The following is a 21747-nucleotide window of genomic DNA, read 5'->3' as shown; positions in this document are numbered from 1 at the left end:
ATAAAACCTGTTTCTTTTATTTCTCTAAATCGGGCAGAGGATTATTCTTCTGCTTTAATTGATTCGTCGATTACTTTAATTTTTTGTAATACCAGTTCCAAGTCTGCTTTCAACTTGTCTACCTTGCGGTTCAGTTCCGTCAACAGGCTGCTGCCTTTCTTGGAAGTAGAAGTTAGGAAGCCCAGATTGTTCTCATAAGTCTGAAGTTCATTCTTCATATTCTCATAAGTACGTACCAGTTTCTCGCGTTCTCTATATAAAGATTGAGTGCCGCCCCCCTGGATATTGCTAATGTTCGAACGGAAGTTGCTTAACTTCTTGTTGGAAGCATTGATGTTGAAACGGTCGAATAACTGATCGATCAATCCGTGATATTGCTTGTATAGCTTATCTTTTTCTTTGAACGGCACATGACCGATAGAGTTCCATTCCTTCATCAAATCCCGAACCAGATTGCTTGCTTCTTCGGTATCCATGTTCTCATCGATAGCGGATAACTTTTCGATCAATGCTTTCTTCTTTTCCATATTCTCTGTTTCGACAGAGCGTTGTGAAGAAGTGGCCTTGTTCTTTTGCTCAAAGAAGTAGTCGCAAGCAGTGATGAAACGTTTCCAAATAGCATCCGAATGCTTCTTGGCTACCGGTCCGATGGTCTTCCATTCTTTTTGAAGTTTGGTCAGCGCATCGGCAGTAACTTTCCAGTCCGTGCTATCTTTCAAAGCTTCCGCTTTTTCGCAGAGTGCTTTCTTCTTTTCCAGATTTTCATTCATACCTTCTTTCAGGCTCTTGAAAAATTCTCCTTTCTTCTTGAAGAAATCATCGCAGGCATGACGGAAACGTTCGAAGATTTTCACATTCATCTTTTGAGGTGCAAAACCGATGGTTTTCCATTTGTTTTGCAGGGCAATCACTTCCTGAGTCTTATTTTCCCAAGCAGAGAATGTCTTCAATTCATCATACTCAATCGCTTCAACGATTTCGCAGATTACGGTCTTTTGGTCCAAATTGTGCTGCTCGGCCTCTTTCAGCGACTCGAAGTGCTGCTGATGACGGCGGTTGACAGCGGTAGAAGCGGCTTTGAACCGATTCCAGATCTCATCACGCAGTTCTTTGGCTACCGGACCTGTATCGCGGAATTCCTGATGCAACTTCTGCAGTTGGTGGAAAGCGGAAACCACGTCCTCCTCGTCAGCCAGCTTTTCAGCAGCTTCGCAGAGGCGCGTCTTGATTTCCAGATTCTTTTTGAAGTCGTATTCACGGAATTCATTGTTCAGTTTCAATAAATCGTAGAACTTCTCTACATATAATTGATAGTTTTTCCAAAGTTCATTCACTTTGCCTTGCGGTACCAATTTCGTGTCATTCCATTGCTGTTGCAGCTTCTTGAATTCTGTATAAGATTTGTTGGCATCATCTCCGGATTCCACCAATTCTTTCAGTTCTTCGATAATGGAAAGTTTCACTTGCAGGTTTTCTTCCTTCTGGCGTTCCAGCTCAGCAACCTGTCTGCTGCGTTTTTCCTTGATAACCCCCATCAGACGTTTGAATTCTTCCTCTGTCGGGTCCTCTTGGGCAACAAAATCTTCAATGTTTCCACCGTTGTCTGTAAACTGTACCTTAGCAGCTTCCAACTCGGCATTATGTAACTTGTAGAATGATTGTTTCAGATTGTCAATTTCCTGCTTGTTCGCATTTTCGGCATCTTGCGCAAGCTCTTTCAGCTGGTTTAGTACATCTTCCTTAGTGGCAGGTTTAGGGGCTGCTTCAGGTTGAACTTCGGCAGTAACTTCTTCACTCGGAGTCTCTGTAATAGCTTCAGAAACCTCGACTGTTTTCTTTTCTTCTTCTAATTCCCCTTGGTTCAAGGGGTGATTAGTGTCATGAGCGTCCATCATTGTATATTAGTTTTGGGTCACAAATTAATGAAATAAAACGATTACTTCATACTATTTTGCTTATTTTTTTTTGTTTATCGTGTTTTTATGACAATAAAACGGTTATTCCCATGTACAACATCATTCCAATGATGTCATTTGTAATGGCTATAAACGGTCCTGTTGCAATTGCAGGATCAATCTTTAGCTTCTCCAGAGTCATTGGTACCAGTGTTCCGAAAATGGAAGCGAACATAACCACGGCAAACAGGCTGATGGATACGGAATAAGTCACCGTAGCTGTTGCACCGAACCGGATAAAGTTGTAGGTGTATACTAATAAGGAGATAATCGTGGCATTGATTAATGCTACTACTGCTTCCTTGGTGACTTGCTTGAATGTGTTTTTGGCATCCAGCGAACTGTTTGCCAAGCCTTGTACGATGATTGCCGAAGATTGTGTTCCGACATTTCCTCCTGTACCACCGATCAGCGGGATATAAAGTGCCATTTCGGGATGAGCAGCAAAAGTAGCATCGAAATTTCCCAATATCATAGAGTTTCCGATTCCGCCGATCATACCGATTAATAACCAGGGGAGGCGGGCAGTGGTCTGTTTCAATACATTATCGTCTGTTTCTACGTCCTGCGAAAGACCGGATGCCAACTGATAGTCACGTTCCGATTGTTCACGAACTTCATCCATGACGTCGTCGACGGTGATTTGTCCCACAAGTCGACCGATACTGTCGATAACGGGGATGGCCACCAAGTCATACTTTTCAATCGCCTGTACCACCTCGTCGATAGGAGTATCTACATGCACGGAAATCGGATCTTTCTGCATCACGTGTTTCACTTTGGATACAGAAGGAGACGTAATCATCTTTTTGAGCGGGAAGATACCTCGCAGACGTTCGTCGTCGTCAATGACATATACATAATAGATTTCGTCCAGCTCTTCCGCCTGTTGACGCATCTCTTTCAGACATTCGGGCATACTCCAGTTCTCGTTGACGAGTACCATTTCCGTACCCATTAAACCACCGGCGGTATTTTCGTCGTATTTCAACAAGTCGACAATGTCACCTGCCTGTTCAATGTCCTCAATGTGCGAAAGAACCTCTTCTTGCTTATCTTCATCGAGTTCACGCATCAGGTCTACGGCATCGTCCGTATCCATGTAGTCAACGAAGCGTTTGGCGATTGTCTCCGAAGGGAGCATTTCGAGTAGCTCTTTACGAGCGTCTTCGTCCATTTCGACAAGCACGTCGGCGGCAATTTCGTTGTCGAGCAGGCGATAGATGAACTTGGCCGCTTCCGGATTCAGGTCATTGCACAATTCGGCGATGTCGGCCGGATGGAGGTCGATGAGAAGCCCTTTTACCGTATCGGCGTCTTTTTGCTCAATAAGGTGTTTAACGTTGTCAATGTATTCCTCGTTCATCGTTGTCAATTACAAATTACGAATTACAAAATCCAGTTCTCTGCTCACTGCTGCCCATCAGTCGGTTGTTGGTTGTTGCCTGCCGTCTTTAATGCTTCTTCCATTTTATTGGTCAGGTCTATAAATTCTGCTACCGATAGTTGTTCCGGGCGTTTATTAAATAATATGTCCTCCGTGAGTGGACAATCTTTGCCTAAAATAGGTTTGATAGAGTTGCGCAATGTTTTGCGTCGTTGGTTGAAAGTCGTTTTCACTACCTGTTTGAACAGTTTCTCATCACATCCCAACTCTTTAGTCTCGTTGCGCGTCATGCGGATGACAGCGCTTTTCACTTTTGGGGGCGGGTTGAACACATGTTCGCTCACTGTGAATAAGTATTCCACTTTGTACCAAGCCTGAATCAATACGCTAAGGATGCCGTAAGTCTTGCTGCCCGGTCCGGCTGCAATACGTTCGGCTACCTCTTTTTGAATCATTCCCGTACAGCAGGGGACGATATCTTTGTTGTCCAGCATCTTGAAAAAGATCTGGCTGGAGATGTTATACGGATAATTACCGGTCAGTACGAAAGGTTTGCCGTCGAATAGCCGGTGAAGGTTCATTTTCAGAAAGTCATCTTCGATGATGTGGTCCTCCAATGACGGATAAGCTTCGCGAAGATAGGCAACCGACTCATAGTCAACTTCTACGACCTTTATCAACCGGTCTTTTTTCACCAGAAACTGGGTCAATACTCCCATACCCGGTCCCACCTCCAAAATAGGCAGTTCGGGGAAAGTGTCGACAGTATCGGCAATATCTTGCGCAACTTTCAGATCTTTCAGAAAGTGCTGTCCGAGAAACTTTTTAGGCTTTACTAATTTCATTTACCAACTAAATAATTACTTTTGCAGCCGACAAAGGTAATTCTTTTAAATGAAGAATGAAGAATTAAGGATGAAGAAACTATTAAAAAAGACACTGAAACTGATATTACCGGTTGTTTTAGGCGGCTTTATCTTATTCTGGGTGTATCGCGACTTTGATTTTACAAAAGCGGGCGATGTGTTATTACACGGTACAAATTGGTGGTGGATGCTCTTCTCATTAGTGTTCGGGGTGTTCGCACAAGTCTTTCGTGGATGGCGGTGGAGACAGACACTGGAACCGTTGGACGCTTTCCCGAAAAAGAGCGATTGTGTGAATGCTATCTTCATTTCTTATGCTGCCAGTCTGGTAGTTCCCCGGATCGGGGAAGTGAGCCGTTGCGGGGTTTTGGCGAAATATGATAACGTCTCGTTTGCCAAGTCGTTGGGAACAGTCGTTACGGAGCGATTGGTCGATACATTGACGATTCTTCTCATCACAGGCATCACAGTCTTGCTTCAATTACCTATCTTCGTCACCTTTCTTCAACAGACCGGAACAAAAATACCCTCTCTTGTTCATCTTTTGACTTCAGTATGGTTTTATATCATCCTGTTCTGTTTTATCGGTGTGGCGATCCTTCTTTATTATTTAAGAAAAACGCTGTTCTTTTACGAACGGGTGAAAGGCTTTGTACTTAATATATGGGAGGGGATTATGTCTTTAAGGGGAGTGCGTAACATTCCTCTCTTTATTTTTTATACACTGGCTATTTGGACGTGCTACTTTCTCCATTTCTATTTCACATTCTATTGTTTTGCCTTTACAGCGCATTTAGGTATTCTGGCGGCATTGGTCATGTTTGTGGGCGGTACGTTTGCCGTGATTGTGCCTACTCCCAACGGGGCGGGGCCGTGGCATTTCGCTATCATTTCTATGATGATGCTTTATGGAGTAAATGTGACGGATGCCGGAATCTTTGCCCTGATTGTACACGGTATTCAAACCTTTCTGGTTGTTCTGTTGGGCATCTATGGATTTGCCGCTCTGCCATTCACCAATAGACATCGAGGGTGAAATTTTAGCTAAAACTGTGTATTCTTAAATGTTTTTGTTGACGTCCTTTGCCATCTGAAAACTTTTCCATAACTTGGCACTGTTTAATTATTAGATTTAAAATCGTTTTAAAATATTTATTATGAGTACCATTCTTTCTTTAGCTCCACAAAATGTGTGGAAGCATTTTTATTCGTTGACACAGATTCCTCGTCCGTCAGGACACATGGAAAAAATAACTGAATTTCTTCTTGGTTTCGGAAAAGGCTTGGGCTTGGAGTCTTTTGTAGACGAAGCAGGTAATGTGATTATCCGTAAACCGGCAACTCCGGGTATGGAAAACCGGAAAGGTGTAATTCTTCAGGCGCACATGGATATGGTTCCGCAGAAGAACAACGATACTGTACACGATTTTGAAAAAGACCCGATTGAAACTTATATAGATGGTGACTGGGTGAAAGCAAAAGGTACTACTTTGGGTGCGGACAACGGACTGGGAGTAGCTGCCATCATGGCCGTGCTGGAAGCAAAAGACCTGAAACACGGTCCTCTGGAAGCTCTTATCACTAAAGATGAAGAAACCGGTATGTACGGTGCATTTGGTTTGAAGCCGGGCACCCTGAACGGTGAAATTCTGTTGAATCTGGACTCGGAAGATGAAGGTGAATTGTATATCGGTTGTGCCGGAGGTATGGACGTAACTGCTACCTTGGAATATAAGGAAGTAGTTCCCGAAGCAGGAGATATCGCAGTGAAAGTTACTTTGAAAGGATTGCGCGGCGGACATTCGGGATTGGAAATCAATGAGGGGCGTGCCAATGCCAATAAGTTATTGGTTCGTTTCGTTCGTGAAGCGGTTGCCAGCTATGAAGCCCGTTTGGCTAGCTGGGAAGGTGGTAATATGCGTAATGCTATCCCGCGTGAGGCGCATGCGGTTATTACCATTCCGGCTGAAAATGAAGAAGAACTGCTGGGCTTGGTGAAATACTGCGAAAACCTGTTCAATGAAGAATATTCGGCTATTGAAACTCCGATCAGTTTTACAGCTGAACGCGTAGAACTTCCTGCCGGTGAAGTACCTGAAGAAATTCAAGACAATCTGATTGATGCAATCTTTGCTTGTCAGAACGGTGTGACACGTATGATCCCTACTGTTCCGGATACGGTAGAAACGTCTTCCAACCTTGCTATTATTACGATTGGTGAAGGGAAGGCAGCCATTAAGATTTTGGCTCGTAGTTCAAGCGATAGCATGAAGGAATATCTGACTACCAGCTTAGAGTCTTGTTTCTCTATGGCAGGGATGAAGGTAGAGATGACAGGCGGATATTCCGGTTGGCAACCTAATGTAAATTCTCCGATTTTGCATGCGATGAAGTCATCCTATAAACAGCAGTTTGGCGTAGAACCTGCAGTGAAAGTGATTCACGCTGGTTTGGAATGTGGTATTATCGGTGCTATTATTCCGGGATTGGACATGATTTCTTTTGGTCCGACTTTGCGTTCACCGCATTCGCCGGACGAAAGAGCGTTGATTCCTACCGTACAGAAGTTCTATGACTTTCTGGTGGCAACTTTGGAGCAAACTCCAATGAAATAACGTATTTCTCTTTATATAAACCCGTTGGCGGAATTAAATCAGCGCATATTTAATTCTTCCAATGGGTCTTCCATTTAGTTTGTTAATATATTGTAGGATTGTCAATGCGCTAATTTTCCCGATAATGCGGGTGAACAATCCTTCTATATCCTTTGCATAGTTCCGAACAATCATAAATTGATCACAAAGCTGTGAAAAAAGTGTCTCAATTCTCTTTCTGAACTTCGCAAATGGAGCGAATGTGGGTTTCCAGTCCTTCTGATTTGACCGATATGGCACTTCAAGACTAATATTTACTGTTTCAAACAAATCCAATTGTATCTCTGTGCTGATATATCCCTTATCACCGATGAGAGTGCAATTGTTATATTCTGTCCTTATATCCTTCAAATAATGAATGTCGTGTACATTGGCCTTTGTCAGGTCAAATGAATGTACAACCCCGTTCAATCCGCAGAGAGCATGTAATTTATAACCATAGTAATATACACCTTGGGAGGCGCAATAGCCGATTGCAGGAGATTTTTCATAATTATTCTTCCCCATCTTGCATCGTCTTGCACGAGCTAAGCGACAAACCTCTATCGGTTTGGAATCTATGCAAAAGTATTCTTCGCATCCATCCAGACGTTGAACCATCCTCTCACGAATGACCTTACAGAGTGAAGACGTGTATTTCCGTCTGTCATTATATTGTCGACGGGAGACCAGATTCGGGATTTCCGTCCTATATTCCTGTAGCTTGGAAAACAGAAAAGATTCACTGTCAATACCGATCGCTTCTGATGTCAGGCTTAGGGCTATTATCTCCAAGTCCGAAAACCTGGGAACCACTCCACATCTTGGGATATTGCCGGACTCATTCACCAAATTATCGGCCAATTGCTTGCAGATGTCGAGAAATCTTACGAATATTGCATATAAGTTGTGCATGGAATTGATTGTAATTAATAGTTTGGTCACTACTAATTTACTAAATATCAGTGATATGTACAACTTTTTAATACTCATACGGTTATTTATTTAATTCCGCCAACGGGTTTTATATAAATATTCTCCTATTATATAATAGGTAACCATAGTGAAGGCACGGATGATATTTCATCTGTGCCTTTTGTCATATTTATTGCAGCGTATATTACAATTCTACTGTATAACAAATAAATTAATTGATGCAAATCAAGAAATATGCTATAAAACATAAATTTCTCTCTTTTTTAGATCAATGTATAAACAAAGGCTGTATTTTTGTGTTGTAAAACATGTAATTAGGAGGATAACAAAATGAAAAGTTTAAAAAGATTGTTTAGAAAGATCGGCGAAGCCGATGTACATGTTTGGGGATATTCAACAATTAATACCAAACCAAACAAGTAAGTTTTATTTTTTAGTTTTCAGGAATTAGTAATTTTAAAGGTTTAAAGATTATGGCAAAGAAAATGAGTTCTTTAGTTAGAAAAATCCTTAGTGAAGTAGGTCGTAATGAAATGCTTTCATGGGGGTACAGAATTGAGAAATGAGAACAAGTACATTAACTAAGTTTAGAGTGGGGATACGTTATTAAATACGATATCCCCATTTTTTATATCTAAAATTTTACATAAAGTTGTTTTTTGTACTGCTACAAATCCTGTATATCAATTAACTATCACAGGATTAGTGTAAGGTGCAAGATACTTTTGCATTTTTGAACTTGTAAGAGATAGGTTAATCTTATTGCAGAAGATAAACTTTTCAATTAAACAACAAACGGAGTGGCAGCCTTTGGACTTTTTATTTTATTCCAAAGTGAGTTGATTAATAGGCTAATGTTTATGCAATATGCTATAGGGCTGGTAGCTTGATAAAAGCTTTTTTTAAGCTAAAAAGTACAAATCTTTAAACTTTATTTCCTTACTTTGTTATTTATAAGAGTGAGACTTATATCAAACTTAAACTAGAAAGATTATGAAAGTAAAGCAGATTTGTATGATGGTGCTGCTATGGTTGGGAGTGATTCCGGCAGTACAAGCACAAACTTTCGACAAATTATGGAAAGAAGTGGAGCAAGCGGGGAAAAAGAGCTTGCCTAAGACAGTAATAAAACTGACTGATGAGATTTATCAGAAAGGGGAAAAAGAGAAAAACTCACCACAAATGCTCAAAGCATATACGTGGCGGATGAAATATCGGGAAATGTTGAATCCCGACAGTCTTTATGCTAATTTAAAAGGACTGGAACAATGGGTGAAACAGACTGACCAACCAATGGATCGCGCCATCCTACACTCTTTGATAGCGGGAATCTATGCAGATTATGCAGCCAGTAACCAGTGGCAACTCCGTCAACGGACAGAAATTGTAGACCAGACACCTGCCACCGATATACGTGAATGGACAGCCAATATGTTCATCGAAAAAGTGCGGACAAATATAAAGGAGGCATTGGCCGATTCTGTATTGCTGCTCAAAACATCCTCACGCGACTATATTCCGTTTGTAGAACTGGGAGAAACGAGCGAATACTATCACCATGATATGTATCATTTATTGGCTTCCCGTAGCATTGAAGCACTGCAACGGGTGGAAGAACTGGGTAACAGGATTACTAATGACGGTACTGTGAATCCGGTAAAACAAGATATAATAGCTATTTATAGAAATATGATTTCCGCTTATAAAGCAGCCGGATTAAAAGAAGGTTATGTGTTGACAGCACTTAACTATCTGGAATGGAGATGGAATGCTGATCGGAATATTCGACCTCTCCAGGCACAGGGCGAACTTCCGGTACTGACGGAAGATACTTATCTGAAAGCTTTGTACACATTGAAAAACAAGTATGCTTCCGAACCCATCTGTGCCGAAGTCTATTTGGCAGAAGCCCGATATACTATTGGCAAACAACAGCAGCTCAATGCATTGCAGCTTTGCGATGAGGCAATCCGCCTTTATCCGGGCTATCGCAGAATCAATGCTTTGAAAAATCTTCGGGAAGAGATATTGGCTCCTTATTTGAATGTTAATGCATCTGATTTGGCTTTTCCGAACGAAGAGATAGAATTAAGGGTCTCACACAAAAATCTGGATGGTTTCACTGTCCGTCTTTATCAGGCGAAGAAACTGATAAAGGAACAATATTACGCTGTGCTTCGTCCGAAAGATTATCGGACGCAGGACACTGTGTTTACATTCAAAGCTCCTGAACTTGGATCTTACGTGATGCGTATCATACCGGATATTCGTGCGAAGAGAGATAGTGAAAGCAAGTTTGATGTAACACGTTTCAAAGTGCTGACGTGCCGTCTGCCGGAAAAACAGTATCAAGTGGTGACGCTGGATGGACAGACAGGGCATCCCATTCCCCATGCGAAAGTGACAATGTACAGTAATGATGAAAAAGTGTTGCAGGAGTTTACGACAAACGAAGAGGGTAAGGTCGTATTTCCCTGGAAATCTGAATACCGCTATCTGAAAGCTTCCAAGGGGACGGATACGGCAATGCCGAAACAAGGCATTTATGCAGGAAGTTACGGATATTACGGCGACGAAGATAAAGTGACTGAAAATATGACTTTATTGACCGACCGTTCTTTGTATCTTCCCGGACAGACTGTGTATGTGAAGGGAATTGCTTATTCTCAACAATCGGATACGGCGAATGTACTTCCGAACAAGGGATATACGGTGACTTTATTGGATGTAAACAATCAGGAAGTAGGGCAGAAGTCGGTACGTACTAATGAGTTCGGTTCGTTTACCACCGATTTCGCATTGCCTTCGGCCTGTCTGAACGGAATGTTCTCTTTGAAAGCGGGAAGAGGCCGTACAAGCATTCGGGTAGAAGATTATAAACGTCCGACATTTGATATCACTTTTGAAAAGCAACAAGGAAGTTACAAACTGGGTGATGAGGTACAGGTGAAGGGTAAGGTACAATCTTATAGTGGTGTGCTGCTTCAGGATCTTCCGGTGAAATATACGGTAAAACGTTCTGCATACAGCCTTTGGCGGTTTGCGGAATCCGTGCAGATTGCTTCCGGCGAAGTGATGGCCAATGAGAATGGAGAATTCACGATACCGGTTCGTCTGCAGGAAAGTGACTCTTATAAAAATAACGATAAGGTATATTATCGTTATTCCATTGAGGCCACTGTTACCAACGTGGCAGGTGAAACACAATCTTCTACGGACGTGATTTCGGCAGGAAACCGTTCGTTGGTTTTGCAGGTGGAATTGCAAGATAAGACTTGCAAGGATCAACCCTTCGAAACTATGTTTAAAGTGCAGAACCTGAATGGACAACCTGTGGAGGTGAAGGGGAATTATTACTTGTACCCTGCCAAAGACAAGGACTTTAAGCAGCTGGAAGAGAAACCGGTTGCAACGGGAACCTTTACTTCTAATGAAGACATGACGCTCGACTGGAAGAATCTTCCATCGGGACCTTATGTGCTGAAAGCATCAGTGAAAGACAATCAGGGCAAGGAAGTGACTGCTGACACCAACACGATTCTTTTCTCTGTCGAGGACAAACGTCCGCCCATAGAAACGACGATGTGGTTCTATGGTGCAAATACGGAATTTGATGCTGCCCATCCGGCCGTGTTCTGTTTCGGTACGTCGAAAAAAGATGCTTATGTGATGATGAATGTATTTTCCGGTGATAAATTGTTGGAGAGCAAGACGTTGAATTTGTCAGATACAATTGTCCGTTTCGAGTATCCATATCGGGAAAGTTATGGGGATGGTGTCTTTGTGAATCTCTGTATGGTGAGAGACGGACAGGTTTATCAGGAACAGGTGCGGCTGACCAAACGGATTCCTGACAAGACGCTGACTATGAAGTGGGAAGTGTTCCGTGATAAATTGCGTCCGGGACAAAAGGAGGAATGGAAACTGACGATTAAAACGCCGCAAGGGCAGGCTGCCAATGCGGAAATGCTGGCAACGATGTATGATGCCTCCTTGGATAAAATATGGAATCGGCAACAGAATTTCCAAATCTACTATAATCAGATTGTTCCATATTCTAATTGGATGAGTGGATATTCCGGTAATAATTCATTCAATTATTGGTGGAATACGAAGAGTCTCAAAGTGCCATCACTGGAGTATGACCATTTTGTGATGCTATCGGACCATTATAATAGTGGAGGAATGGGTGAAGTAATAGTGAGAGGATATGGCTCGACGAGAAAGTTGACGGTGACAGGTAGCGTTTCGACATTGGATGTTGCAACTTTAAGGAGTAATGCGCCTAAGATGAAATCGGCTATGGCTGCTGATGCCATGACTAATGTTGAATTTCAATCAGAAATGATACCCATGGAAGAAAAAGCGGATGAGGCATCTGACAACGAAATGCTTCCCGAAGCATCTGCCGACTTGCGTACCAATTTAGCAGAAACAGCATTCTTCTATCCTCAACTTCGCACCAATGAACAGGGAGAGATCTCTTTCTCTTTCACGATGCCCGAAAGTTTGACGCGTTGGAACTTCCGTGGATATTCTCATACAAAGGGAATGTTGACGGGAACATTGGATGGCGAAGCTACCACAAGCAAAGAATTTATGCTGACTCCTAATCTCCCTCGTTTTGTGCGTGTGGGTGATAAGACTTCTCTGGCAGCTTCTATCTCTAATATGACTGGTAAGCCGCAAGCCGGAACGGTCAGTCTGGTCCTTTTTGACCCGATGACAGAGAAGGTTATCAGTACACAAAAACAGAAATTCAGCCTTGCTGCCGGAAAGACAATGGGTGTGGACTTCCAGTTTACCGTTAGTGATAAATACGAAATAGTGGGATGCCGGATGATTGCCGACAGTGGTACTTTCAGCGATGGAGAACAACAGTTGCTTCCGGTTCTTAGCAATAAAGAGCATTTGGTGGAGACACTTCCAATGCCAGTGCGTGGAGAAGAAACCCGTACTTTCTCACTCGATCATCTGTTCAATCAACAAAGTAAAACAGCCACAGATCGTAAACTGACTGTTGAATTTACAGGAAACCCGGCTTGGTATGCCGTTCAGGCATTGCCTTCATTGAGTCTTCCGACAAGTAATAACGCTATTTCCTGGGCGACTGCCTACTATGCCAATACATTGGCTTCGTTTATCATGAACAGTCAGCCGAAGATCAAAGCGGTATTTGAAAGTTGGAAACTGCAAGGAGGTACGAAAGAAACGTTCTTGAGCAATCTGCAAAAGAATCAGGAAGTGAAGAATATCATTTTGTCCGAGTCTCCCTGGGTGCTCGAAGCACAGACGGAAGAGCAACAGAAAGAGCGCATCGCCACCTTGTTTGATTTGAATAACATCCGTAGTAATAATATCGCAGCTTTGACTCGATTGCAGGAGTTACAGAACTCAAACGGGGCATGGTCCTGGTATAAAGGAATGAACGGCAGTCGATCTGTAACTACCTATATCGCCGAACTGAATGCCCGTCTGGCTATGCTGACAGGTGAGAAATTAAGCGGATCGGCTCTTTCTTTGCAACAGAAGGCTTTCGCTTACCTTCATCAATCAGCTTTGGACGAGTATAAGGAAATCCTGAAAGCACAGAAAGACGGTGTGAAGTTTACGGGCGTTTCGGGCAGTATTCTGCAATATTTGTATCTCATCGCTATTTCGGGAGAGCAGGTACCCGCAGTCAATAAAGCGGCTTATACCTATTATCTTTCTAAGGTAGGAGAATTGCTGACTTCTCCTTCGATGGATACAAAAGCGATTGCCGCCATTGTGCTTGATAAAGCCGGACGCAAGAAGGAAGCGCAGGAGTTTGTCGCTTCTCTGAAAGAACATCTGACGAAGACAGATGAACAGGGAATGTTCTTTGCTTTCAACGAGAATCCGTATACATGGGGCGGAATGCAGATGCAGGCTCATGTAGATGTGATGGAAGCGCTGGAACAGACAGGCGGCAATACCGATACAGTGGAAGAAATGAAACTTTGGTTGTTGAAGCAAAAGCAGACACAACAGTGGAATTCTCCGGTAGCTACTGCCGATGCGGTATTTGCATTGCTGATGAAGGGTACTAATTTACTCGACAATCAGGGAGATGTACGGATTGTGATTGCTGATGAAGTGCTGGAAACTGTTAGTCCAAGTAAAACGACTGTTCCCGGATTGGGATATATCAAACGTTCTTTCACACAGAAGAATGTGGTGGATGCCCGCAAGATTGAAGTGGAAAAGAGAAATCCGGGTATTGCCTGGGGAGCTGTGTATGCAGAATTTGAATCTCCTGTGAGTGATGTGAAACAACAGGGCGGTGAACTGAATGTTGAGAAACAGTTGTATGTGGAGCGGACAGTGAATAACGTGCCTCAATTGCAACCTATTACTGCCAAAACGGTTCTTCAGGTAGGTGATAAAGTTGTTTCCCGTTTGAGCATCCGCGTAGACCGTCCGATGGACTTTGTACAGTTGAAAGATCAGCGGGGCGCTTGTTTCGAACCGATCGGCAGTATCTCCGGTTATCGTTGGAACAACGGGCTTGGCTATTACGTAGACATCAAAGATGCATCGACTAATTTCTTCTTCGATCATTTAGGAAAGGGTGTATACGTGTTGGAATATAGTTACCGTGTCAGTCGTGCAGGAACTTACGAAACAGGTTTGGCAACTATGCAGTGTGCTTATGCACCGGAATACGCTTCGCATTCTGCTTCGATGACAATTATTATTAAATAGTTCCGGCAGGGGATTTTTATTCTCACCGACGAGCGAGGCGTTCCTCACTGATGAAGAGGGTGTTCCTCACCGAGGAAGGCATCCTTCGTCGGTGAGGAACTTTTTTCTTATAAACAGGGGCTTACAAGGACTGCTATTAAGTAAAGTCTTTTCCCAATCTGTGTTAATCTGTGTAATCTGTGGTGAAAAACTCATCTAAAACCCCTACATTTGTGCACCAAAATAAAAAATATCGCATGAAACGTAGTTTACTATCTATATTATCTTTACTTACTGTCGCTTTGGCAGCCGTTGCCCAACCTCGTATCTCTTCAAATAAAGAGACACATAACTTCGGACAAATTGAGTGGAAACGTCCGGTGACAGTGGAATATACCATCACTAACACGGGAAACCAGCCATTGGTACTGACCAACGTCACAACCTCTTGTGCCTGTGCCGTGGCCGACTGGACCAAAGAACCGATTGCTCCGGGAGGAAAAGGAGTCGTAAAAGCTTCTTTTGACGCAAAAGCGTTAGGACATTTTGAAAAGTCGATAGGAATATATAGCAATGCCAGTCCGAGCTTGGTCTATCTGAAGTTTACCGGTGAAGTAGTGCAGGAAATAAAAGATTATACAAAGCTACTTCCTTATACAATCGGAAATATTCGTTTAGATCGTGATGAGTTTGCTTTCCCCGATGTCTATCGCGGACAGCAGCCTTCATTGACCTTTGATATCGCCAATCTTTCTGATCGTCCTTACGAACCGGTATTGATGCATCTGCCTCCTTATCTGAAAATGGAAGCGGAACCCAAAGTCTTGTTGAAAGGCAAGAAAGGAACTATCAAACTGACGCTGGATGCAAGCCAGCTAAAAGATTACGGATTGACACAGACTTCTGTCTACCTTTCCCGTTTCTCCGGTGATAAGGTGAGCGAAGATAATGAAATACCGGTTTCGGCCATTCTTCTTCCCGACTTCTCACGTATGACGGAAAAAGATTCTTTGAACGCTCCTGCCATGCACATTTCGGAAACGGATATTGATCTTAGTATCCCGTTGATAAAGAAGAATAAGGTAAGCCATGATATATTGATAGCTAATTCCGGAAAGACTCCGTTAGTCATCAGTAAGTTGCAGGTATTCAATTCATCGGTAGGAGTGAGCCTGAAGAAGACAGTCCTTCCTCCGGATGGAATGACGAAGCTCAAAGTAACTATTCGTAAGCGTGACGTAGGTAATAAGAAGCATCATTTACGTATCCTGATGATAACAAATGATCCGTTACGCCCGAAAGTCGAAATCAATATCAAACGCTAAATCCTATGATTATGGAACATCCTGAAAATAGTGAAGAATATAAGGGGCTTGTTGTCAATAAAGGCATTGAGCAACCCTCATCTGTGAATCCCTACTTAAAGCGGAAACCTAAGAAACGCCAGCTTTCAGTAGCAGAGTTTGTAGAAGGTATCGTAAAAGGTGATGTCACTATATTGAGTCAGGCTGTGACATTGGTTGAAAGCGTAAAGCCTGAACATCAGGCTGTCTCACAAGAAATCATTGAGAAATGTCTGCCATTTTCCGGAAATTCGATCCGGATTGGTATTAGCGGCGTTCCCGGTGCGGGAAAGAGTACATCCATAGATGTATTCGGTCTGCACGTGCTCGAAAAGGGGGGCAAACTGGCGGTATTGGCCATCGACCCTAGCAGTGAGCGTAGTAAAGGCAGTATTTTGGGAGATAAAACCCGTATGGAGCAGCTTTCCGTACATCCTAAATCGTTCATCCGCCCTAGTCCGTCAGCCGGTTCTTTGGGAGGAGTGGCACGCAAAACACGTGAAACGATTATTCTTTGTGAGGCTGCCGGATTCGATAAGATTTTTGTGGAGACCGTAGGAGTGGGACAGAGCGAAACGGCTGTTCACTCGATGGTTGATTTCTTCCTGTTGATTCAGTTGTCCGGTACGGGCGATGAACTGCAAGGGATTAAGCGTGGTATTATGGAAATGGCGGACGGCATCGTTATCAATAAGGCCGATGGAGATAATCTGGAACGTGCCAAGTTGGCTGCCACTCAATTCCGTAATGCATTGCATCTGTTTCCTGCGCCTGAATCCGGATGGACTCCCAAAGTATTGACTTACTCCGGCTTTTATAACCTGGGAGTGAAGGAGGTCTGGGACATGATTTACGAATACATTGACTTCGTGAAAGAAAACGGCTATTTTGAATATCGCCGCAACGAACAAAGTAAATACTGGATGTATGAAAGCATTAATGAACAACTTCGTGACAGCTTTTATCATAATCCGAAGATTGAAACAATGCTTTTAGAAAAAGAACAGCAGGTATTGAAAGGTAACCTGACTTCGTTTATAGCTGCAAGAAGTCTGCTCGATACTTATTTTGAGGATTTGAAATAAGATTACCGGGAAGCACGCTACGTTCGTTTGGCTGCCCTTCATTAATTGATATCTGAATTGAAAAATGTGGTAAAGGTATCCCATTTAATATTTTATTGCCTATATTTGCCGTCATGTAATAGCATGGTTAATTCCTTAAAATCGTAAAAACTAGATGGATAAATTGGTGATGACAGAAGATTTTGAGCTTTATTCTCAAATGAAAAAAGGGGATAGGGAAGCCTTTAATACCTTGTTTTTGAAATATTACCCTGTGCTATGTGCTTTTGGCAAATATTATGTGTCCATGGAAGATGCGGAAGAGATCGTTCAGGACATAATGGTCTGGTTATGGGAAAACAGATCGTTTCAGGTGATAGAAGTTTCTCTAAGAAGTTATTTATTCAAGTCTGTCAAAAACAAATGTCTGGCATTGATTGATAAGAACTATACTAAAAAACGTTTCTGCGAACATGTATTGGCAACAGAAATGCAGGGGACTTTTGAAGATCCTGATTTTTATATTGCCGAAGAATTGATGACGAAAATAGAAAGAACAGTCGCACAGTTACCGGAAACATATCGTGTTGCTTTTGAAATGAGTCGTTATCAAGATAAAACCTATAAGGAAATAGCGCAGGAGCTGAATGTATCTACCAAGATTGTAGATTATCGTATTCAGCAGGCTTTGAAGATTCTTCGAACAGAACTCAAAGATTATTTGCCACTGATTGCAGCTATTTTCCCTTATTTCCTTTTTAAATAAATTGTATTGATTTCCAGTGGTTTAAAATAAATAATGCAGCTTTTTCTAAAAAAAGTTGCATTTTCGTTTAGGAACTATCGCGAGTTTCCAGTCATATTAGTAAAACAGGGAAAAATGAATAGAGAATTAAATATAGCAATGGATGAAGCCATGTTACTCCGGTATTTTTCCGGAGTATTGGAGAACGAAGAAAAAGAACAGGTAGAAACTTGGATTTCTCTCTCTGAAGAAAACAGGAAAACTGCCAAACAGATATTATACCTATATCGTGCAACCGATGTTGTACAAACTTTGAGTCAGGTAGATGCAAAAAAGGCATTAGTAAAGGTTGATAAGAGATTGTCTAAACGGATGAAAAGAGGTTGGTGGGAATGGACAATGAGAGTTGCAGCTATTTTGTCCATCCCATTGCTAATCTCTTCTCTTTATTTCTTTTTCAGTCAGGATGCCGATGTAGACCAGTATGTTGAGATCCGTGCAAATCCCGGAATGATTTCGCAGATTACTTTACCGGATGGCTCTCAAGTGTGGCTGAACTCTGCTTCCTATTTGAAATATCCGGTTCGTTTTACCGAGAGTGACCGACAAGTCGAACTGGAGGGCGAAGCTTATTTTTCAGTAAGGAAGGATGCCGGAAGGCGATTTCTGGTTAACGTGGGAGATAATGTGCAACTGGAAGTTTTAGGTACGGAATTTAATGTGGATGCTTATCCGAAAGACGATTTCGTAGCGGCCAGTCTGGTAACGGGTAAAGTGAACTTCCATTGCCGCCAACAAGGTCAGGAGACGGTGCATATGATGATTCCTGGGCAGAAAGTGGTATATGACTTCGGGAGTGAAAAGTTGGTATGTACGGATACTTCCATCGAATCGGATATAGCATGGAAAAGCGGAAAGATTATTTTCCGCGACACTCCGATTGAAGATGCTTTAAGGATTTTAAGCAAGCGATTTGAAGTTGACTTTCAGCTTACAAACTCATTGTTGAAAGAGTATTGCTTTACCGGTACTTTTATAGATCAGCGTTTGGATAGGATTCTGGAACATTTTAAAATAGCTTCAGGAATAAAATATAAGTATATTGAAACCACCAGGAAAGGAGAAGAAGTCGTAAAAGGAAAGAGCGTTATCGAAATTTATTAACTAAAAAAGACTATGATATGAAAACACATCCGCCTTAAAACAAAAATATGGGAAAAAATATTGCAGTATTTTTCCCCATATAAAAATTCATTAAACCAACTTGTTTGCAGACAAGTGCAGTTAACTTTATTTTTAAATTTAAAAGTCCAACAAATTTATGCAAAAAGTTAGCGTCCAAAAATGCCGTATAGTATAACCGATATAAAATCCAGATCTTTGCTTTCGTTAAATCAAAATCCAAGTTTATGTATAGTTACAATGATTTTGAGCGTCTATTTTTGCGCTATAAATTGGAAGGTATCCCTGCTGGTGTTTCTATTGAGAAATTTTGTATGTCCAACCAAGTTCCTTATAACCTATTTTCCAAATGGTACAAGGATACCCGAAAGAAGATAATTCCTGTTCAGGTTTTGGGTTCTCCCTCAACGGAAGCAGAAGTGCCGGAAAGTCCTTCCTCAATCCGGGAAGTAAAGCCAGAATCGGATCCTCGGCTTTCTTGTCATACCGAACTTCGAATCCTGGTGGATATCCGCATGAGCAATGGTGTTCATCTCAGTCAGAAAAATTTAAGCTACGAAGGTTTGAAAAGCTTAGTGGAGAAACTGGAGGGCTTATGTTGAATATTACAGGACTAAATCGTTTTTTCTTAGTTCGTGATTTTCATGATATGCGCTGTAAATATGATAAGGTCTTATCCATCATCCATCAACAGTTGAACCGTGAGCCTGAGGATGGTGATGTCTTTATCGTGATGTCTAAAGATTTACGTCTGGTTCGTTTGTTCAGCTATGACCGACGGTCTTACAGTATGTTTGAGAAACGTTTCAGACCCGGCTACCAGTTTATGCATGTAACCTGTAATGGTGCTGAAAGTATTTATTCAATCAATTGGCAGGATGTCATCCTCTTGTTGGAATCCCCTGTTGTTAAACGTTTAATAATCAAATAATTATCAATTAAAAAGTAGTAAAAAATTCTTTTATTTCATTGTTTTTTTGTATCTTTGAAGCAACAAAGATGCTGAATATGAATGATTTGGAAAGAATGAAACAGCTTTCTTCCGCAAGGAAATTGAAGGAACGGGAGGAGACTCCTGCACCTTTTGAAGACCCATATTCAGATATGACCCCTGACGAAAAATCAAAAATGATAATAGCGCTGATGGCTGCCCGTGAGCGTGACGCTGAACGGATCCAACGGGACGAGGCTCGCATAGATGAACTGTTGTCCAAGGTTGATGAACTGTTGTCTTTGCAGAGATCGGCCATTGCAGCTGAAAAACAGCTGGACGATTATAAACAGATGAACATCAATCTGTTGTCTAAAATATCAGCTTTGGAAGAGCGGCTTAAAGTCCGTAATAAGAATCTTTATGATGGTAAGAGCCAAAAAGGAATCCATAAAAAGAAGCGTGAGGTCGAAGAGGACCATACACGTGACAAGGATGATTTCGACGGCACTCCCCAATCCCTCGGCTCCTGCTTGCCACAATCTGGTGAGGCTCATGCGCAGGAAGAGGATTTTGAATCAAAATCAAAAGAAGCCCGTCTTTATCGTCAAGGACTTTCTTATCGCACTATGAGCGCTGACAATACGGTTTGTCATAATAGTGATATCCGCCAACTGCCGGCAGGTTCAAAAATCATCAAACGTTTCCGTAAATATGCCTATGAACAGGTAAGCAAGCTTGTCGAGCATGATTACGAGGTTATCCGCTATAAGACTTCGGACGGGAAAATTCATGAAGGCTATTTCCCTTTCAGTGGGCAGCCTGAAATCATTGACGTGGTTCCTGGAACGCACGCTTCCGGTTCTTTTCTGGCTTATCTTGCTTTCAACAAATATGTTCTGGATACCCCTCTTTATCGTGAAATGTACAGATTATCAGGTGAATCAATGCGTTTGAGCCGTATGAGTCTGACCAATTGGTTGGAGAAAGGCTCTACCCATTTCTGCGGTTTGATTGCTTATCTTAAGAATACTTGTTTGGAAAAGGATTCCATCGTGAACTGTGATGAGACCTGGTGCCGGGTAAAGCGTAAAGGCTGCTATAAGAAGAAATACATCTGGTGTCTGGTCAACAAACTGTCAAAAGTGGTTATCTATTGCTACGAGGATGGTTCCAGAGGACGTGATGCCTTGAAGCATATCTTGGGTGACAGCCAGGTGAAAGCTCTTCAGTCAGATGGCTACAATGTCTATCTGTATTTGGATGATCATATGGTCGATATAGAACATCTTTGTTGCATGGCCCATGCCCGTGCGAAGTTCAAGTATGCGTTGGATCAGGGTAATGATAAGGATGCGGCATTCATATTGGAATTGATCGGTGAGCTTTACAAGCTGGAACGCGAGTATGAAGAAGGGCAGTTGTCCCCCGAGCAGATAAAGCTTTGCCGGAATAACTTAAAGACCAAAGAAGTAATCATAAAGTTACGCAGTAAGCTTGACGTCTTGCTCAGTGACGGTCATCCGCCCCGCGGAGAGTTGATGGAGAAGGCAATAAATTATATGAATACTTTTTGGACTCAGCTGTTCGCCTACTTGAATGACGGCTCTTATTCCATCGACAATTCCATTGCCGAACGTTTTATCCGTCCCTTGGCCGGTGAGCGAAAGAACTCGTTATTCTTCGGAAGTGACAGGATGGCACACGTTTCAGCGGTATATCATACCATCATCTCAACCTGTAAGATGCAGGGTGTGTCTGTGCTTGATTATTTCAAGAGATTTTTCAGCGAAATTGTTAAAGGACGTAGGGATTATGAACATTTGTTACCCTTGACAATCGGACTGGAGTAATAACAAATATTAAAAATCAGTATCTTTTTTGACGTTATTTATGAGGGAACCGCCTTGTGGCGGCTTTCCTTGGGGTACACGTCAAAATTGGACGCTAACATGCAAAAACATTGTAGTATCCAATTTTTTTGGATAGGAAAGTTACTA

Annotated in this window: 14 protein-coding genes; 10 read left to right on the top strand and 4 right to left on the bottom strand. The window is 42.2% G+C overall.

The window, feature by feature from the left end; all coding sequences use genetic code 11:
* Positions 1-41: 41 nt before the first annotated feature.
* From CJF29_RS19545 to rsmA, 3 genes are all read right to left on the bottom strand, one after another.
* Complete coding sequence (locus CJF29_RS19545) at positions 42-1895, bottom strand: DUF349 domain-containing protein (RefSeq protein WP_099146488.1); 1854 nt, start codon at positions 1893-1895, stop codon at positions 42-44.
* An 85-nt stretch (positions 1896-1980) separates the two neighbouring features.
* On the bottom strand, positions 1981-3321 hold the full coding sequence (mgtE, locus tag CJF29_RS19540; protein WP_099146489.1) for a magnesium transporter: 1341 nt from the start codon (positions 3319-3321) through the stop codon (positions 1981-1983).
* Between the two features lie 44 nt (positions 3322-3365).
* A complete protein-coding gene (rsmA, locus tag CJF29_RS19535; RefSeq protein WP_099146490.1) occupies positions 3366-4187 on the bottom strand; it encodes a 16S rRNA (adenine(1518)-N(6)/adenine(1519)-N(6))-dimethyltransferase RsmA in 822 nt (273 codons plus the stop codon).
* Between the two features lie 70 nt (positions 4188-4257).
* Between rsmA and CJF29_RS19530 the strand changes: the two genes are divergently transcribed.
* Positions 4258-5244 (top strand): lysylphosphatidylglycerol synthase transmembrane domain-containing protein, encoded by a 987-nt coding sequence (locus CJF29_RS19530; protein WP_074556839.1) that lies wholly within the window; start codon positions 4258-4260, stop codon positions 5242-5244.
* A gap of 121 nt (positions 5245-5365) precedes the next feature.
* A complete protein-coding gene (locus CJF29_RS19525) occupies positions 5366-6823 on the top strand; it encodes an aminoacyl-histidine dipeptidase (protein WP_074556838.1) in 1458 nt (485 codons plus the stop codon).
* A 33-nt stretch (positions 6824-6856) separates the two neighbouring features.
* Here CJF29_RS19525 and CJF29_RS19520 read toward each other — a convergent pair whose 3' ends face one another.
* Positions 6857-7834, bottom strand: coding sequence for an IS982 family transposase (locus CJF29_RS19520; RefSeq protein ID WP_070752807.1), 978 nt, complete (start codon positions 7832-7834; stop codon positions 6857-6859).
* A gap of 936 nt (positions 7835-8770) precedes the next feature.
* Between CJF29_RS19520 and CJF29_RS19515 the strand changes: the two genes are divergently transcribed.
* The 8 genes from CJF29_RS19515 to tnpC all read left to right on the top strand — a co-directional run bounded on the left by CJF29_RS19515 (position 8771) and on the right by tnpC (position 21600).
* Positions 8771-14503, top strand: a complete 5733-nt coding sequence (locus CJF29_RS19515) for an alpha-2-macroglobulin family protein (RefSeq protein ID WP_176553188.1) — start codon at positions 8771-8773, stop codon at positions 14501-14503.
* Between the two features lie 236 nt (positions 14504-14739).
* Positions 14740-15807 carry a DUF1573 domain-containing protein gene (locus tag CJF29_RS19510; RefSeq protein WP_004301426.1) on the top strand — a complete coding sequence of 356 codons (1068 nt, stop codon included), beginning with the start codon at positions 14740-14742 and terminating at the stop codon, positions 15805-15807.
* A gap of 11 nt (positions 15808-15818) precedes the next feature.
* Positions 15819-16910 carry a methylmalonyl Co-A mutase-associated GTPase MeaB gene (gene meaB / locus CJF29_RS19505; protein WP_074638108.1) on the top strand — a complete coding sequence of 364 codons (1092 nt, stop codon included), beginning with the start codon at positions 15819-15821 and terminating at the stop codon, positions 16908-16910.
* Positions 16911-17064: 154 nt separating this feature from the next.
* Positions 17065-17655 (top strand): RNA polymerase sigma-70 factor, encoded by a 591-nt coding sequence (locus tag CJF29_RS19500; RefSeq protein ID WP_008020650.1) that lies wholly within the window; start codon positions 17065-17067, stop codon positions 17653-17655.
* Between the two features lie 114 nt (positions 17656-17769).
* Positions 17770-18798, top strand: a complete 1029-nt coding sequence (locus CJF29_RS19495; RefSeq protein ID WP_050554742.1) for a FecR family protein — start codon at positions 17770-17772, stop codon at positions 18796-18798.
* A gap of 245 nt (positions 18799-19043) precedes the next feature.
* Positions 19044-19418 (top strand): hypothetical protein, encoded by a 375-nt coding sequence (locus tag CJF29_RS19490; protein ID WP_099147684.1) that lies wholly within the window; start codon positions 19044-19046, stop codon positions 19416-19418.
* On the top strand, positions 19412-19747 hold the full coding sequence (gene tnpB, locus CJF29_RS19485) for an IS66 family insertion sequence element accessory protein TnpB (RefSeq protein ID WP_099147683.1): 336 nt from the start codon (positions 19412-19414) through the stop codon (positions 19745-19747). The genes CJF29_RS19490 and tnpB overlap by 7 nt, the downstream gene beginning before the upstream one ends.
* A 68-nt stretch (positions 19748-19815) precedes the next feature.
* Positions 19816-21600 carry an IS66 family transposase gene (gene tnpC / locus CJF29_RS19480; protein WP_413544489.1) on the top strand — a complete coding sequence of 595 codons (1785 nt, stop codon included), beginning with the start codon at positions 19816-19818 and terminating at the stop codon, positions 21598-21600.
* Positions 21601-21747 lie beyond the last annotated feature (147 nt).

This window comes from Bacteroides celer, assembly GCF_002632415.2.
Taxonomy (GTDB): Bacteria; Bacteroidota; Bacteroidia; order Bacteroidales; family Bacteroidaceae; genus Bacteroides.
The sequence above is the reverse complement of the archived record's forward strand: the minus strand, read 5'-3'. Positions and strand labels throughout refer to the sequence as shown.

Excerpts from the sequence above, each read along its gene's own strand:
- CJF29_RS19545 (WP_099146488.1), bottom strand. The coding sequence starts at position 1,895 with ATGATGGACGCTCATGACACTAATCACCCCTTGAACCAAGGGGAATTA.
- mgtE (WP_099146489.1), bottom strand. The coding sequence starts at position 3,321 with ATGAACGAGGAATACATTGACAACGTTAAACACCTTATTGAGCAAAAA.
- rsmA (WP_099146490.1), bottom strand. The coding sequence starts at position 4,187 with ATGAAATTAGTAAAGCCTAAAAAGTTTCTCGGACAGCACTTTCTGAAA.
- CJF29_RS19530 (WP_074556839.1), top strand. The coding sequence starts at position 4,258 with ATGAAGAAACTATTAAAAAAGACACTGAAACTGATATTACCGGTTGTT.
- CJF29_RS19525 (WP_074556838.1), top strand. The coding sequence starts at position 5,366 with ATGAGTACCATTCTTTCTTTAGCTCCACAAAATGTGTGGAAGCATTTT.
- CJF29_RS19520 (WP_070752807.1), bottom strand. The coding sequence starts at position 7,834 with ATGAGTATTAAAAAGTTGTACATATCACTGATATTTAGTAAATTAGTA.
- CJF29_RS19515 (WP_176553188.1), top strand. The coding sequence starts at position 8,771 with ATGAAAGTAAAGCAGATTTGTATGATGGTGCTGCTATGGTTGGGAGTG.
- CJF29_RS19510 (WP_004301426.1), top strand. The coding sequence starts at position 14,740 with ATGAAACGTAGTTTACTATCTATATTATCTTTACTTACTGTCGCTTTG.
- meaB (WP_074638108.1), top strand. The coding sequence starts at position 15,819 with ATGGAACATCCTGAAAATAGTGAAGAATATAAGGGGCTTGTTGTCAAT.
- CJF29_RS19500 (WP_008020650.1), top strand. The coding sequence starts at position 17,065 with ATGGATAAATTGGTGATGACAGAAGATTTTGAGCTTTATTCTCAAATG.
- CJF29_RS19495 (WP_050554742.1), top strand. The coding sequence starts at position 17,770 with ATGAATAGAGAATTAAATATAGCAATGGATGAAGCCATGTTACTCCGG.
- CJF29_RS19490 (WP_099147684.1), top strand. The coding sequence starts at position 19,044 with ATGTATAGTTACAATGATTTTGAGCGTCTATTTTTGCGCTATAAATTG.
- tnpB (WP_099147683.1), top strand. The coding sequence starts at position 19,412 with ATGTTGAATATTACAGGACTAAATCGTTTTTTCTTAGTTCGTGATTTT.
- tnpC (WP_413544489.1), top strand. The coding sequence starts at position 19,816 with ATGCTGAATATGAATGATTTGGAAAGAATGAAACAGCTTTCTTCCGCA.